This window comes from Curtobacterium sp. AC268, from assembly GCF_979258745.1.
The window spans coordinates 3,106,415-3,121,317 of the sequence record NZ_OZ409878.1; the positions used below are offsets into that span (position 1 = coordinate 3,106,415).

At 70.2% G+C, this 14,903-nt stretch carries 15 protein-coding genes; 13 read left to right on the forward strand and 2 right to left on the reverse strand.

The genetic code is table 11. The features are described 5' to 3' along the window. The first annotated feature begins 13 nt into the window (after window positions 1-13). The 11 genes from iolC to ACZZ9K_RS14825 all read left to right on the forward strand — a co-directional run bounded on the left by iolC (window position 14) and on the right by ACZZ9K_RS14825 (window position 12,351). Window positions 14-1,054: a 5-dehydro-2-deoxygluconokinase gene (gene iolC / locus ACZZ9K_RS14775; RefSeq protein ID WP_463444450.1), complete on the forward strand. Its 1,041-nt coding sequence runs from the start codon at window positions 14-16 to the stop codon at window positions 1,052-1,054. After that, window positions 1,047-2,036, forward strand: coding sequence for a class I fructose-bisphosphate aldolase (locus tag ACZZ9K_RS14780; RefSeq protein ID WP_111235411.1), 990 nt, complete (start codon window positions 1,047-1,049; stop codon window positions 2,034-2,036). Before iolC ends, ACZZ9K_RS14780 begins: the two co-directional genes overlap by 8 nt. After that, window positions 2,033-3,544, forward strand: a complete 1,512-nt coding sequence (locus ACZZ9K_RS14785; protein ID WP_027464521.1) for a CoA-acylating methylmalonate-semialdehyde dehydrogenase — start codon at window positions 2,033-2,035, stop codon at window positions 3,542-3,544. The genes ACZZ9K_RS14780 and ACZZ9K_RS14785 overlap by 4 nt, the downstream gene beginning before the upstream one ends. 8 nt (window positions 3,545-3,552) lie before the next feature. After that, window positions 3,553-4,476, forward strand: a complete 924-nt coding sequence (gene iolB, locus ACZZ9K_RS14790) for a 5-deoxy-glucuronate isomerase (protein WP_301600724.1) — start codon at window positions 3,553-3,555, stop codon at window positions 4,474-4,476. Window positions 4,477-4,493: 17 nt separating this feature from the next. Next, on the forward strand, window positions 4,494-6,383 hold the full coding sequence (gene iolD, locus ACZZ9K_RS14795; RefSeq protein WP_463444762.1) for a 3D-(3,5/4)-trihydroxycyclohexane-1,2-dione acylhydrolase (decyclizing): 1,890 nt from the start codon (window positions 4,494-4,496) through the stop codon (window positions 6,381-6,383). Window positions 6,384-6,416: 33 nt separating this feature from the next. Then, entirely contained in the window at window positions 6,417-7,370 is a 954-nt protein-coding gene (locus ACZZ9K_RS14800) for a sugar phosphate isomerase/epimerase family protein (protein WP_406883233.1), read from the forward strand. A 44-nt stretch (window positions 7,371-7,414) separates the two neighbouring features. After that, window positions 7,415-8,476 (forward strand): Gfo/Idh/MocA family protein, encoded by a 1,062-nt coding sequence (locus ACZZ9K_RS14805; protein ID WP_138802696.1) that lies wholly within the window; start codon window positions 7,415-7,417, stop codon window positions 8,474-8,476. Window positions 8,477-8,479: 3 nt separating this feature from the next. Next, window positions 8,480-9,349: a sugar phosphate isomerase/epimerase family protein gene (locus ACZZ9K_RS14810; protein WP_110864413.1), complete on the forward strand. Its 870-nt coding sequence runs from the start codon at window positions 8,480-8,482 to the stop codon at window positions 9,347-9,349. Further along, entirely contained in the window at window positions 9,346-10,458 is a 1,113-nt protein-coding gene (locus ACZZ9K_RS14815) for a transaldolase family protein (protein ID WP_138802697.1), read from the forward strand. The genes ACZZ9K_RS14810 and ACZZ9K_RS14815 overlap by 4 nt, the downstream gene beginning before the upstream one ends. A gap of 230 nt (window positions 10,459-10,688) precedes the next feature. Continuing rightward, a complete protein-coding gene (locus ACZZ9K_RS14820; RefSeq protein ID WP_463444451.1) occupies window positions 10,689-11,882 on the forward strand; it encodes a Gfo/Idh/MocA family protein in 1,194 nt (397 codons plus the stop codon). Window positions 11,883-11,943: 61 nt separating this feature from the next. Further along, window positions 11,944-12,351 carry a tautomerase family protein gene (locus tag ACZZ9K_RS14825; protein WP_463444452.1) on the forward strand — a complete coding sequence of 136 codons (408 nt, stop codon included), beginning with the start codon at window positions 11,944-11,946 and terminating at the stop codon, window positions 12,349-12,351. A gap of 143 nt (window positions 12,352-12,494) precedes the next feature. Here the strand turns inward: ACZZ9K_RS14825 and ACZZ9K_RS14830 are convergent, their stop codons facing one another. Together ACZZ9K_RS14830 and ACZZ9K_RS14835 are read right to left on the reverse strand one after the other, a co-directional pair. Next, complete coding sequence (locus ACZZ9K_RS14830) at window positions 12,495-13,253, reverse strand: GntR family transcriptional regulator (RefSeq protein WP_027464530.1); 759 nt, start codon at window positions 13,251-13,253, stop codon at window positions 12,495-12,497. A gap of 122 nt (window positions 13,254-13,375) precedes the next feature. Further along, window positions 13,376-14,041 (reverse strand): exonuclease domain-containing protein, encoded by a 666-nt coding sequence (locus ACZZ9K_RS14835; protein WP_027464531.1) that lies wholly within the window; start codon window positions 14,039-14,041, stop codon window positions 13,376-13,378. 44 nt (window positions 14,042-14,085) lie between these two features. On the opposite strand from ACZZ9K_RS14835, the gene ACZZ9K_RS14840 reads away from it, so the two are divergent. Together ACZZ9K_RS14840 and ACZZ9K_RS14845 are read left to right on the forward strand one after the other, a co-directional pair. Beyond that, a complete protein-coding gene (locus tag ACZZ9K_RS14840; RefSeq protein ID WP_463444453.1) occupies window positions 14,086-14,643 on the forward strand; it encodes a hypothetical protein in 558 nt (185 codons plus the stop codon). A gap of 9 nt (window positions 14,644-14,652) precedes the next feature. Then, window positions 14,653-14,862 carry a hypothetical protein gene (locus ACZZ9K_RS14845; RefSeq protein WP_463444454.1) on the forward strand — a complete coding sequence of 70 codons (210 nt, stop codon included), beginning with the start codon at window positions 14,653-14,655 and terminating at the stop codon, window positions 14,860-14,862. Window positions 14,863-14,903: the final 41 nt, after the last annotated feature.

Sequence of the window (14,903 nt, forward strand, 5' to 3'; positions counted from 1 at the left end):
TCCACCGCGTCGCATGACGAACCAAGCTCCCCACGCCTACGACGTGATCACGATGGGACGCGTCAGCGTCGACATCTACCCGCAGCAGACCGGCCCGCTCGAGGACGTCTCGACCTTCTCGAAGTCCGTCGGCGGCAGCGCCACGAACGTCGCCATCGCCGCTGCTCGCCACGGCGCAGACGCCGCGGTCATCACCCGGACGGGCAACGACCCCTTCGGCCGGTACATCGCCCGCACGCTGCCCGAGTACGGCGTCGCGAACGCCTTCGTCGAGACGGTCGAGGGGCTGAACACCCCCGTCGCCTTCTGCGAGATCTTCCCGCCGGACGACTTCCCGCTCTACTTCTACCGGGCCCCGAAGGCGCCCGACCTGATGATCACGGTGAAGTCCCTGCCGCTGCACGAGATCGAGCGCGCGAAGATCTTCTGGACCACGGTGACCGGCCTCAGCGAGGAGCCGAGCCGACAGGCGCACCACGTCGCCTACGAAGCCCGGTCCGCGGCGCAGAACAGCACGAAGACCCACACCGTGCTCGACCTGGACTACCGGTCGATGTTCTGGTCGAGCCCCGAGGCCGCCACGCGCGAGGTCGCGATCGCCCTCGAGCACGCCACCGTCGCCGTCGGCAACCGCGAGGAGTGCGAGGTCGCGGTGGGGGAGACCGACCCGGTCCGCGCCGCCGACGCCCTGCTCGACCGAGGTGTCGAGATCGCGATCGTCAAGCAGGGGCCGAAGGGCGTGCTCGCGAAGACCCGCGACGAGTTCGTCGAGTTCCGTCCGCACCAAATCGACGTCGTGAACGGGCTCGGCTCGGGCGACGGCTTCGGCGGCGCGCTGACCCACGGACTGCTGCAGGGCTGGAGCCTCGAGCGGATCCTGGCGTTCTGCAACGCAGCCGGCGCGATCGTCGCGACGCGGTTCGAGTGCTCGACGGCGATGCCGACGAGTGACGAGATCGAGCAGTTCCTGACCGACAACCCGGCCGAGGGCACGAACCACACGGGTGAGACGTACACGGGTGAGACGAACACCGAGGAGAAGACCCATGCCTGAGCTCAGCCCCGCTGACTTCCAGCGCCTCCGCGACATCCGTGCCGGCCAGCCCGACCTGGTGCGTGCCACGCTCGACGCCCGCCGCAAGCGCTCCCTGCTCGCCGACGACGGCAAGCTCTTCATCGTCGCCGCCGACCACCCCGCACGCGGTGCGCTGGCCGTGCGCGACGACGAGTCGGCGATGGCGGACCGCTACGACCTGCTCGAGCGGCTCGTCACGGCCCTCGGCCGTCCGGGGGTCGACGGGGTGCTCGGCACCCCCGACATCCTCGAGGACCTCGCGCTGCTCGGCGCACTCGACGGCAAGGTCGTCGTCGGGTCGATGAACCGCGGCGGGCTGCGCGGTGCCACGTTCGAGATGGACGACCGGTACACGGCGTACTCGGCGCGGGCGATCAAGGACTCCGGGCTCGACTTCGCCAAGCTGCTGGTGCGCATCGCCCTGGAGGACTCGGGCACTGCGCCGACGCTCGAGGCAACGGCCCGCGCCGTCAGCGAGGCCGCTGCGCTCCAGCTGCCGATCATGCTCGAGCCGTTCATGTCCGAGTGGCGGGACGGCCGGGTCGTCAACGACCTGTCGGCCGACGCCGTGATCACCTCGATGGCGATCGCTGCGGGACTGGGCGAATCCAGCGCCTACAGCTGGCTCAAGATCCCCGTCGTCGATGACATGGAGCGCGTGATGGCCGCGACGACGCTGCCGACGCTGCTCCTCGGCGGAGACCCGGCTTCGCGGCCGCTGGAGACGTACGCCAAATGGGCTGACGCCCTGGCCCTGCCCGGCGTCCGCGGCCTGGTCGTCGGACGCACCCTGCTCTACCCCTCGGACGGCGACGTCGCCGCCGCCGTGGACGTCGCCGCCGGTCTCGTCCACAGCCAGGAGGCCCGGGGCGGGTTCTCCACAGATGCCCACGACCCAGCCGCTCGGCTCGCGGGCGCCACCACCATGGACTCGTCCATCTCGGAAGGAAGCAACGCATGACGCTCACCGACACGACCACCACCACCGTCGGGCACTGGATCGACGGCAAGCGCGTCGAATCCGCGTCGGGCAACACCGCCCCCGTGTACGACCCGGCGCTCGGCGTCGCGACCAAGCAGGTCGCGCTGGCCGACGAGTCCGAGATCCAGGCGGCCATCGGCAGCGCCAAGGCGGCGTTCCCCGGCTGGAGCAACCTGTCACTGGCCAAGCGCCAGGCGATCCTGTTCTCGTTCCGCGAGATCCTGAACCGCGACAAGGCCGAGCTGGCCGAGATCATCACGAGCGAGCACGGCAAGGTCATCGACGACGCGCTGGGTGAGATCGCCCGTGGGCAAGAGGTCGTGGAGCTCGCCACCAACATCCCGAGCCTGATGAAGGGCGAGTTCTCCGACCAGGTCTCGACCGGCATCGACGTCTACTCGATCCGCCAGCCGCTCGGCGTCGTGGGCATCATCAGCCCCTTCAACTTCCCGGCGATGGTGCCGCTCTGGTTCCTGCCGATCGCGATCGCCGCGGGCAACACCGTCGTGCTGAAGCCGAGCGAGAAGGACCCGTCGGCCGCCATCTGGCTCGCCGAGAAGTTCAAGGAGGCCGGGCTGCCCGACGGCGTCTTCAACGTGCTCAACGGCGACAAGCTGTCCGTCGACGGCCTGCTCACCAGCGACGACGTCGAGTCGATCTCGTTCGTCGGCTCCACGCCCATCGCGCAGTACGTCTACGAGACCGGCACGAAGCACGGCAAGCGCGTGCAGGCCCTCGGTGGCGCGAAGAACCACATGCTCGTCCTGCCCGACGCCGACCTCGACCTGGTCGCCGACAACGCGATCAACGCAGGCTTCGGTTCGGCCGGTGAACGCTGCATGGCGATCTCGGTCGTCGTCGCCGTCGAGCCGGTGGCGGACGAGCTCATCCAGAAGATCAAGGACCGCGCGGCGACCCTGCGCATCGGCGACGGTCGTCGCGGGTGCGACATGGGGCCGCTCGTCACGAAGCAGCACCGTGACAAGGTCGCCTCGTACATCGAGGTCGCAGAGCAGGACGGTGCGGTGGTTGTGGTGGACGGCCGCACCGTCCGACCCGACGGCGACGAGAACGGCTTCTGGCTGGGTCCGACGCTGATCGACCAGGTGCCCACCACCAGCCGCGTCTACACCGAGGAGATCTTCGGTCCGGTGCTGAGCGTCGTGCGGGTCGCCACCTACGAAGAGGGCCTCGAGCTCATCAACTCCGGCGCGTACGGCAACGGCACCGCCATCTTCACGAACGACGGTGGCGCCGCCCGACGGTTCCAGCGCGACGTGCAGGTCGGCATGATCGGCATCAACGTGCCGATCCCGGTGCCCGTCGCCTACTACTCGTTCGGCGGCTGGAAGAACTCGCTGTTCGGCGACCACAAGGCGTACGGTGCCGACGGCGTGAGCTTCTTCACCCGTCAGAAGGCGATCACGAGCCGGTGGCTCGACCCGTCGCACGGCGGCATCAACCTCGGCTTCCCGTCGAACAACTGACCCGCAGCATGGCGAACGAACAGCACCAGCACGACCAGTGGTTCATCCCGGCGGGCTCCCGGCCCGAGGCGGGCTGGACCGACGTGGTCGACGGTCGCATCGAGGGGTGGGCGCACACCGGGCTCCGGACCGGCGCGCTGACCGACGGGGGCGAGCTGCGCCTCCCGGCCGACGCCGTGGAGCGCATCGTCGTGCCGCTCGCCGGGTCGTTCCACGTGTCCCACTCGGGCGCTGCCGGCGACGGCGAGCAGGCGCTGCAGGGTCGGGGGAGCGTCTTCGACGGCCCCACCGACGTCCTGTACCTGGGCTCGGGTTCCGCGGCCACCATCACCGGCAGCGGCCGGTTCGCCGTCGCCGAGGCGCCCACCGACACCGTCAAGCCGACCACCTACGTGGCCCGGCCGGACGTGCCGGTGGAGCTCCGCGGCGCCGGGCAGTCGAGCCGTCAGGTGCACAACTTCGGCACCCCGGCGGCGCTCGACGCCGTCAAGTTCATCGTGTGCGAGGTGATCACACCGGCCGGGAACTGGTCGTCGTACCCGCCCCACAAGCACGACACGAACGTGCCCGGTTCAGAGTCGAACCTCGAGGAGATCTACTACTACGAGGCTGCGGTGTCCCGTGGGCTCGAGTCGATCGCGCCCGAGGCCGCCGACCCGTTCGCCCTGCACCGCACGTACGCCTCGGACGACCGCGCCATCGACGAGTTCCGGCAGGTCCGGACCGGCGACGTCGCCCTGGTGCCGTACGGCTGGCACGGTCCGGCGGTCGCCGCGCCCGGCTACGACATGTACTACCTGAACGTGATGGCCGGGCCCGACCCGGAGCGCGTCTGGAACATCACCGACGACCCCGCCCACGGGTGGGTCCGGCAGGCGTGGGCATCGGAATCGATCGACCCACGACTGCCCTACGAAAGGAAGCAGGCGTGACCACCACCACGCGGAAGATGACGGTCGGCCAGGCACTCGTCGAGTTCCTGGCCAACCAGTGGACCGTCGACGGCGACGTCCGCGAACGCACCATCCCGGGGATCTTCGGCATCTTCGGGCACGGCAACGTCGCCGGGGTCGGTCAGGCGATCAAGCAGCTCCACGTCGAACAGCCCGGTCTGCTGCCGTACCACCAGGCCCGCAACGAGCAGGCGATGGTGCACGAGGCCGTCGGCTTCGCCCGCATGCACCGCCGCCGCGCGACCTACGCGTCCACCGCGTCGGTCGGCCCGGGCGCCGCCAACATGCTGACCGCCGCGGCACTCGCCACCACGAACCGGCTGCCGGCACTGCTGCTGCCGTCGGACACCTTCGCCACGCGCACCACGGACCCGGTGCTCCAGCAGATCGAGCTGCCGCACGACACGTCGTTGCAGGTCACCGACGCCTTCCGTCCGCTGTCGCGCTACTTCGACCGTGTGGAGCGTCCGGAGCAGCTGTTCTCGATCGCCCTCGCCGCGATGCGGGTGCTGACCGACCCGGCCGAGACCGGTGCGGTGACGATCGCGCTGCCCGAGGACGTCCAGGCCGAGGAGTTCGACGTGCCCGTCGCGTTCCTGCAGCCGCGCGAGTGGCACATCCGCCGCCCGCTGCCCGAGCGTGGCCCGCTCGAGCGTGCCGTGGCCGCGATCCGTGCCGGCCGGCGTCCGGTCATCGTGGCCGGCGGCGGGGTGCTGTACTCCGACGCCGCCGACGAGCTCCGCGCCTTCGTCGAGGCCACCGGGATCCCGGTCGGCACGTCGCAGGCCGGCGGCGGATCCCTGGTCTGGGACCACCCGCAGTACCTCGGCGGGATCGGCGCGACGGGCACGGCGGCCGCCAACGCGATCGCCGCCCAGGCCGACGTCGTCATCGGGATCGGCACCCGCTACAGCGACTTCACCACGGCGTCGCGCACGGCGTTCCAGAACCCGGACGTCACGTTCGTCAACGTCAACGTGGCCGCGTTCGACGCCTACAAGCACGGTTCGCAGCTGCCGCTGATCGCGGACGCCCGGGAGGCGCTGGTCGCCATGACCGAGTCGCTCACGTCGGACACGGCGTACGTCGTCGAGCCCGGCTACGCCTCCGAGATCGCCTCGCTGAAGGCGGCATGGGACGCCGCCGTTGACGGCGCCTTCGCCCCGTCCGGTGCAGACCTGCCCGGCCAGCCCGAGATCATCGGAGCCGTGCAGTCGGTCTCCGACCCGCGCGACGTCGTGATCCAGGCGGCGGGCTCGCTGCCCGGCGACCTGCACAAGCTCTGGCGGGTGCGGGACGAGCTCGGGTACCACGTCGAGTACGCGTTCTCGTGCATGGGCTACGAGATCGCCGGTGGCATCGGGGTCCGCCGCGGTGCTCCGGACCGCGACGCGATCGTGATGGTCGGAGACGGCAGCTACCTCATGCTGCACACCGAGCTCGTCACCGCCGTGGCCGAGGGCATCAAGATCATCGTCGTGCTCATCCAGAACCACGGGTACGCGTCGATCGGGCACCTGTCCGAGACCGTCGGCTCCGAGCGCTTCGGCACGAAGTACCGCTACCTCGACGAGACCGAGTCGTTCGAGAACGGCGACCCCCTGCCCGTCGACCTCGCCGCCAACGCCCGCTCGTACGGCGTCGACGTCATCGAGGTGCAGCCCGGTCCGGACAGCATCGAGGACCTGAAGGCCGCGCTGCGTCAGGCGAAGGCGAACGACCACACCACCCTGGTGCACATCAACTCCGACCCGCTGGTCTACGCCCCCGAGGGCGACGGCTGGTGGGACGTGCCGGTCGCGCAGACCTCCACCCTCCCCAGCACCCAGGCCGCCCGCGCCGAGTACGAGCAGCAGGTCGCCACGCAGCGTCCGCTGCTCGGCTGAACCGTTCACGAGACAGAAAGCGACAGCGACGTCATGACCGACACCGCCACTCCCATCGGCAGCCCTGCCGCCGACGCGGCACCCGCCTCGATCCGCATCGGCACCGCCCCGGACTCGTGGGGCGTCTGGTTCCCGGACGACCCGAAGCAGGTGCCGTGGCAGCGCTTCCTCGACGAGGCGTCCGCCGCCGGGTACGAGTGGATCGAGCTCGGCCCGTACGGGTACCTGCCGACCGACCCGTCCCAGCTGTCCGACGAGCTCGAGTCCCGCGGGCTCAAGCTGTCGGCGGGCACGGTCTTCACCGGGTTCCACAAGGGCGAGGACCAGTTCCAGCGCGCGTGGGACCAGGCCGTCGCGGTCGCCGGTCTGGCAGCGAAGCTCGGCGCCGAACACCTGGTGACGATCCCGGACCTGTGGCGCTCGGACGCCACCGAAGAGGTGCTCGAGGCGCGCACGCTCACCGACGAGCAGTGGGAGCGTCTCGGCAAGGGCCACGACCAGCTCGGCAAGGCGCTGCTCGAGGAGTACGGCGTCCATCAGCAGTTCCACACCCACGCGGACAGCCACGTCGGCACCTACAAGGAGACCGTGCGGTTCCTCGAGGTCACGAACCCCGAGTACACCAACCTCTGCCTCGACACCGGCCACTTCGCCTACTACGGCGGCGACAACCTCAAGCTCATCGCCGCCCACCCGGAGCGCATCGGCTACCTGCACCTCAAGCAGGTCGACACCGACCTGCTGTTCGACGTGCTCAAGAACGACGTGCCGTTCGCGACCGCCGTGTCGCAGGGCATCATGACCGAGCCGCCCCACGGCACCCCGGAACTCGCCCCGATCATCGAGGCCGTCGCCGCGATCAACCCGGACGTCTTCGGCATCGTCGAGCAGGACATGTACGGCTGCTCCGTCGACGCCCCCGGGCCGATCGCCGAGCGCACCTTCCAGCACATCTTCGGCTCGACGTCGGCCGCCCGCGCCTCCTGACGCACCGTCCACGCAGCGTCAACAACCACCAGGAGAACACCACCATGACCACCACGCAGAACCTCCGCGTCGCCGTCGTCGGCGCCGGCATGATGGGCGCCGACCACGTCCGCCGCATCACCGCCAAGATCTCGAACGCCGACGTCGTCGCCGTCGTCGAGCCCGATCAGGCCCGTGCCGCTGCGGCAGCCGCCCTGGCGCCCGGCGCGATCACCGCCGCGTCCTTCGACGAGGCCCTCGAGCAGACCGAGATCGACGCCGTCATCATCGCGACGCCGGGTTTCCTGCACGAGCCGATCCTGGTGACGGCGCTCGAGCGCGGGCTCACCGTCCTGTGCGAGAAGCCGCTGACGACCAGCGCCGAGGACTCGCTGCGCATCGTCGAGCTCGAGCAGCAGCACGCCGCCCGGCCCGTCATCCAGGTCGGCTTCATGCGCCGGTTCGACACGGGCTACCAGGAGCTCAAGGCCCTGCGCGAGTCGGGGGCGAACGGCGCCCTGCTCGCCCTGCACCACGCACACCGCAACCCGACGACGCCGCCGAACTTCAGCGAGTCGATGCTCATCCACGACTCGGTGATCCACGAGATCGACATCATCCCGTTCCTGACCGGCGAAGCGATCACGAGCGTCGAGGTGAAGAAGCCGCGCAAGAACTCCCTCGCGCCGGCCGACCTGCCCGAGCCGCAGTTCGTCCTGTTCACCACCGAGTCCGGCACCATGGCGATCGTCGAGATCAACGTCAACGCCCAGTTCGGCTACCAGGTGACCACCGACGCCGTGTTCGAGTCCGGTGTCGCCTACATCGGCCGCGACACCTCGCTCTCGCTCGCCGCAGCCGGGGCGACCTCGCAGGGCGTCACGCCGTCGTTCAAGGAGCGGTTCGCAGCCGCCTACGACGAAGAGGTCCAGCGCTGGGTCGACGCGGCCCGGACCGGCGGCATCGACGGGCCGAGTGCCTGGGACGGCTACACCGCCTCCGTCGTCGCCGAGGTCGCCGTCCGGGCCCAGCAGTCCGGCGCGCACGAAGTGGTCGAGTACGCGGTCACGAAGCCGGCGTTCTACGACGAGACGAGCGACGCGACCGCCGCGCTCGCCGGGGCCTGATCGATGCCGAAGATCGCGCTCGACCCGACCCCGTTCCACCACGACCTGTCGCTGCTCGAGTTCCCGCGCAAGGTCGCGGAGCTCGGCTACGAGTACCTGCAGCTCACGCCGCACAAGGACTTCATCCCCTTCTACCGGCACCCGAAGGCCGACGACGACCTGGTCGACGCGTTCGCCGCGGCGTGCCGTGACGCCGGTGTCCAGGTGGCGAGCGTCCTGCCGGTGCTGCGCTGGTCGGGCCCGGACGAGGACGCTCGACAGGCTGCGGTGCGGAAGTGGAAGCGGGTCATCGAGATCACGAAGCGCCTCGGCGTGGACACCATCAACACGGAGTTCTCCGGCCGCCCCGAGCGCGCCGAGGAGTCCGAGGACCAGTTCTACCGGTCGATGGAGGAACTGCTGCCGATCATCGAGGACGCCGGCATCCGTGTGCTCATCGATCCGCACCCCGACGACTTCGTCGAGGACGGGCTCGAGGCGCTCCGGGTGATCCGCGGCCTGAACTCGAAGCACGTCGGCTTCGTCTACGTCGCCTGCCACACGTTCCACTACGGCGGCAACATGGACGAGATCATCGACGCCGCCGGTGACTCGCTGCAGCTGGTCCACGTCGCCGACGCGTACGACCACCGCCGCTCGCACGGCCTGCGCTACATCACGAACCCGCCCGGCAACCCGGTCCGGGTGCACCAGCACCTGCCGGTCGGCCAGGCGGACGTCGACTTCGACGCCTTCTGGGCGGCACTCGACCGGGTCGGTTTCTCGGCGCGCGAGGACACCGTCGCGGTCTCGAGCGTCTTCGCGGAGGACGAGAACGCCGACGCGGTGTCGCGGTTCCAACTCGACACGATCACGAAGGGACTCCACCGATGACCACCACCCTCGAGACGCAGGCGTCCACCGACGCCGACTCCCGTCCCGTCACCCTGCAGGCCGCGGAGCAGACCCCGACCGCCCTGTGGAACGACTCCGCCGACCCGCGCGAACTGTCGACCGCCATCCACGAGTACGGTGCCGTCGGCGCGACCTGCAACCCGGTGATCGCGTACACCTGCATCCAGCAGGACCCGGAGACCTGGGTCCCGCGCATCCGCGAGATCGCCGAGGAGCACCCGACGGCGGGGGAGTCCTGGATCGGCTGGAAGGCCGTCGAGGAGCTCTCCATCGCCGCCGCGGCGCAGCTGCTGCCCGCGTTCGAGGCATCCGGCGGCCGCAACGGTCGACTGTCGATGCAGACCGACCCCCGGTTCCACCGCGACGCCGACGCGCTCGTCGAGCAGGCCGTCCGGTTCTCGCAGCTCGCGCCGAACATCATCGTGAAGATCCCCGCCACGAAGGTCGGCATCGCCGCGATCGAGGAAGCCGCCTACCGCGGGGTCTCGATCAACGCCACGGTGTCCTTCACCGTGCCGCAGGTCGTCGCCGTGGGCGAGGCCATCGAACGGGCACTCGACCGCCGTGCTGCCGAGGGCCTGCCCGACCAGGAGTTCGGCCACGTCGTCACCCTGATGGCCGGCCGCTTCGACGACTGGCTGAAGACCGTCGTCAAGCGCGACCACGTGATGGTGGACCCGGGCATCCTCGAGTGGGCCGGTGTCGCCGCGGTGAAGAACGCCTACCGCGTCTTCCAGGAGCGTGGGTTCCGCTCACGCGTGCTGGTCGCCGCGTTCCGGAACGCACTGCAGTGGTCGGAGTTCCAGGGCGGCGACCTGGTGGTGTCGCCGCCGTTCCAGTGGACGAAGGACATCAACGACAACGCGTTCCCGTTCCGTCCGCACGCCATCGACGACGAGGTCCCCGTGCACGTCATCGAGGCGCTCCGGGCCGCGACGCCCGAGTTCGCCCGCGGCTACGACGTGGACGGCATGACGATCGACGAGTTCGACCGCTTCGGCGCGACCGTGACGACGCTCCGGCAGTTCCTGGACGCCGACGCGAAGCTCGACGCCCTGGTCCGCGACATCATCGTCCCCGCGATCTGAGACGCGATCTGAGACGCGATCTGCGACGCGATCCGATGCGCGGCGCGATCCGCGGTCGAAACCACGGGTCGCGCCCCGCGCGCTGACGCACCAGCCTGGAGGCTCGGTGCCGGTCCCCGAGACCGGCACCGGGCCTCCAGGCGGTTGCGCCATGTGCTGACAAAGTCCGCCGCATCGGCTACGCTCGTTGTCGCGCTCCAATGCGCGTCACCTGAACGAAGGAGTTCTCCATGGACAGCATCGGTGTCGGGCTGATCTCGGTCGGCTGGATGGGGCGGTTGCACTCGCGTGCCTACCGAGCGTTGCCGGACCACTTCCCGGAGCTCGGCGTCCAGCCGCGGCTCGTCGTCGCGGCCGACCCGATCGAGGCGGCCCGTGACGAGGCGGTGACGCGGCTCGGGTACGAGCGGGCCGTCGCCGACTACCACGAGGTCCTCGCCGACCCGGCGGTCGACGTCGTGTCGATCTGTTCGCCGAACTTCCTGCACCGCGAGATGGCCGTCGCCGCGGCCGAGGCGGGCAAGCCGTTCTGGATCGAGAAGCCGATGGGTCGGTACGCCAGCGACTCGCGGTCCATCCACCAGGCGGTGCAGCGCGCCGGAGTCATCACGAGCGTCGGTTTCAACTACCGGCACGCCCCGGCGATCGAGCGTGCCCGTGAACTCGTCCGGAGTGGACGGCTCGGCCGGATCACGAACGTGCGCGGCTCGTTGCTCGCCGACTACTCGTCCGACCCGGCGGCCCCGCTGACCTGGCGCTTCGAGCGTGAGCGTGCCGGATCGGGTGTGCTCGGCGACCTGCTGTCGCACGGACTCGACCTGGCGCAGTACGTGGTCGGACGGATCGCCTCGGTCAGTGCGCTCGCCGAGACGTTCATCGAGTCGCGGCCCCGCCCGGCTGCCGGCATCGTCGACCGCAGCGGCGCGGCGACCGGCGAGCTCGGTGCCGTCGAGAACGAGGACTACGCCGCGCTGCTGTTCCGGTTCGAGGACGGTGCGGTCGGCACGATGGACTCGAGTCGGGTCATGCGTGGGCCACACGCCGAGTACACGCTCGAGATCTACGGCACCCGCGGTTCGGTCCGGTGGGACTTCCAGCGCCTCAACGAGCTCGAGGTGTACCTGGACGGCCAGGAGGTCGACGGGTACGCGACGCACTACGTCGCTCCCGGAGACGGGGAGTTCGGTCGGTTCCAGCCGGGTGCCGGCACGGCGATGGGCTACGACGACCTGAAGACGATCGAGGCGGCGCAGTTCATCGCGAGCGTGCAGCGCGGGGAGCAGCTCGCGCCCTCGGTCGCCGACGGGCTGGCTGCCGCGTCGATCGTCGAGGCCGCGGAGGCCTCGCTGGTCGACGGTTCGTGGCACGACGTCGCTCGTGTCGACGGGCCGCTGACGTACGGGGCGCCGACGCCGAAGTTGTAGACACCCGGTCGTTGTTGCTTGTTAGTATGTAAGGACAAAGTCCGAGCAACCAGGAGGCACCATGCCGCTCGTCCGTATCGACCTCGCCACCGGCCGCACGCCGGAGGCCGTCCGTGGCATCGCCTACGCCATCCACCAGGCCATCGTCGACGTGTACGGGATCCCGGTGCGGGACCGGTTCCAGGTGATCACCGAGCACCCCGCGCAGCAGATCATCGCCGAGGACGCCGGCCTGGGGTTCGAGCGCACCGAGGGTGTCATCGTCATCCAGGTGTTCACGCAGCGCGGACGGACCGACGAGGCGAAGGCGGCGCTGTACCGGGCGATCCACGACGCCCTCGCGGCGATCGGTGTCGCGTCCGAGGACGTCTTCATCGGCTACGTCGAGAACGGGCCGCAGGACTGGTCGTTCGGCTTCGGGCGTGCCCAGTACGTCACGGGTGAGCTCGGGGTGCCCGCGCTCGGGTGAAGCCGTGCGGTCGCGGGGTGGTCACGACAACCCGCTCAGTTCCGCCGAGTGGTCACGAACTGTCGGTTGCCGGACGTCCGGGCGACAGTTCGTGACCACTCGGCGCATCGCCGACAGCGTGTCGTGACCACTCACCGAGCGGCCTACTTGTCGACGAGCGTGACCTCGAACGAGTACCGGTCCGGGCGGTAGCAGTGCACGCCGTACTCGACCGCACGGCCCGAGGCGTCGTACGCGGTGCGGCTCATCGTGAGCACCGGGTCGCCGTCCTCGATCTCGAGCAGGCCGGCCTCTTCGTCGGTGACCGCACGGGCCCCGATCCGCTGCTTCGCCACCCGCATCGTGACACCTCGGCCGCGCAGCAGCTGGTACAGCCCGTACGCCTGCAGGTCCTCGTCGGTCAGGTCGAGGAACTCCGGCGGCAGGTAGTTCTCGAGGATCGCCATCGGGACGTCCTCGGCGAACCGCACCCGCCGGATGTGCGCGACGGTCGTGCCGGGCTCGATGCTGAGCGCCGCGGCGACCTCGTCGGACGCGGGGACGTCGTTGCGCTGCAGGAGCTTCGTCGCCGGAGCCTGCGAACCCTGCGCCAGGTCGTCGTACAGGCTCGTCAACTCGACCTTGCGGGTCACCGGCCCGTGCACGACCTGGGTCCCGATACCGCGGCGGCGCACCAGCAGGCCCTTGTCGACGAGGTCCTGGATCGCGCGACGGATCGTCGGCCGCGACAGACCGAGACGCTCACCGAGGGCGATCTCGTTCTCGAGCCGGGCCCCTGGCGGCATCGCGCCGGATCGGATCGACTCCTCGATGCGCGAGGCGACCTGGAAGTAGAGGGGCATGGGACCCGACCGGTCCAGGTCCATGAACAGGTCGGACGGCAGCTGGCCTTCGTTGGTCATCGCGGTCCTTCACACGTGCGGAGATGCCGGCGTCGGTGCCGACGGCATTGTCGTGACAATACCACCGGGGATGTGGCGACCCGGCCGCGCGCAGCGGGCGTTGCGTCAGTCAGCGCACACCGTCAGTCAGCGAACACCATCGGCCGGTTCGACAGTCGCGGCTGGTTCGCGGCCTTCGGCTTCTCGGCACGCGCACGGACCGGGGCGATCGTCACCCGGGTCACTGCGCCGAGCGCCTCGACCGTCTCGACCCCGTGGTGCCCGGCGGCGTGCACGACGATCGCGGCGCAGGCTTCGGCGTCGGCGGCGGCGTCGTGGTGCTGGAAGCCCTCGAACCCGGCGGCCATCGCGGCGACCGGCAGACGGTACGAGTCGAGCGTGTAGGTCTTGCGGGCGACCGCCAGGGAGCACAGCGAGTGGTGCTCGGCCAGGTCGATGCCCGTCGCGGAGCAGCCACCGGCGATGACGCCCATGTCGAAGCGGGCGTTGTGGGCCACCAGGACGTCGCCCTCGGCAAAGGCCACCAGGTCGGGGTACTGCTGCTCCCAGGTCTTGGCGTGCGTGACGTCCTCGGCGACGATGCCGTGGATCCGCGTGTTCCACTCCAGGAACGCGTCGTGCCCGAACGGCGGGCGGATGAACCACGACGCACGATCGACGACCCGGCCGGCTCGGACCTTCACGAGCCCGACGGAGCAGGCGCTGGCGGGCGAGCTGTTGGCGGTCTCGAAGTCGATCGCGGTGAAGTTCAACGGCACGGTCCCGATCGTCGCACGGGGTGCCGACATCGCCCTCCGTTCCCGTCGGCGTTGCGTGTGGCTACTCTCGGCGCATGGGGAACGAGGCCGACCGCCGTCCGCTCGTCCTGGTGCTCGCCGGTGCCGGCTACGGGCAGCAGGCGCCGCTGCTGTGGTGGACGAGCGAGATCGCCGCCGCGGCCGGGTGTGAGGTCGTCGCGCCACGCTGGCACGTCGACGACGCTGCCGGTGCCGATCCGGTCGGGTTCGTCGAGACCGCTGTCGCCGCGGCGATGGGAAACCGGCTGCCCGACCTCGTCGTCGCGAAGTCGTTCGGCTGCTTCGCCCTGCCGTGGGCGATCCGCCACGAGGTGCCCGGCGTCTGGCTCACCCCGGTGCTGACGCATGACGACGTGGCCACAGCGCTCGCCGCCGCCACCGACGCGCACGAGGCGATCGGGGGTGGAGACGACACCATGTGGCGGCCCGAGCGGGTCTCGGGGACTGCTGCGCGCCTCCAGACCGTCGACCGTGCCGACCACTCGCTCCAGATGCCTGGGGACTGGCGGCGATCGCAGCGGCTGCAGGCCGATGTCTTCGACGTCGTCGAGCGGCGCATCGCGGCCCTGCGGACGCCGATGACGACGGACTAGGTTCGGCGCATGGGGGATCCGCAGGACATGGACGAGCTGCTGGCACAGGCGGAGCGCGTCGACGCAGCGCCGCACACCACGCGGCGTGCCGTCGGGGTGGCCGCCGCGCTCGTCGCGGCCGGCGCCGCCGTCGCGATCGTGGTGACGGGATCGGCGCACGGCCTGCTCGTTGCGATCCTGTGGCTGGTCACGCTGGGCGGGTCGCCTCCGCTGTCCTGACGGACGGACTGGAGGCCCGGGTCGGCTCCGACAGGCCGCCG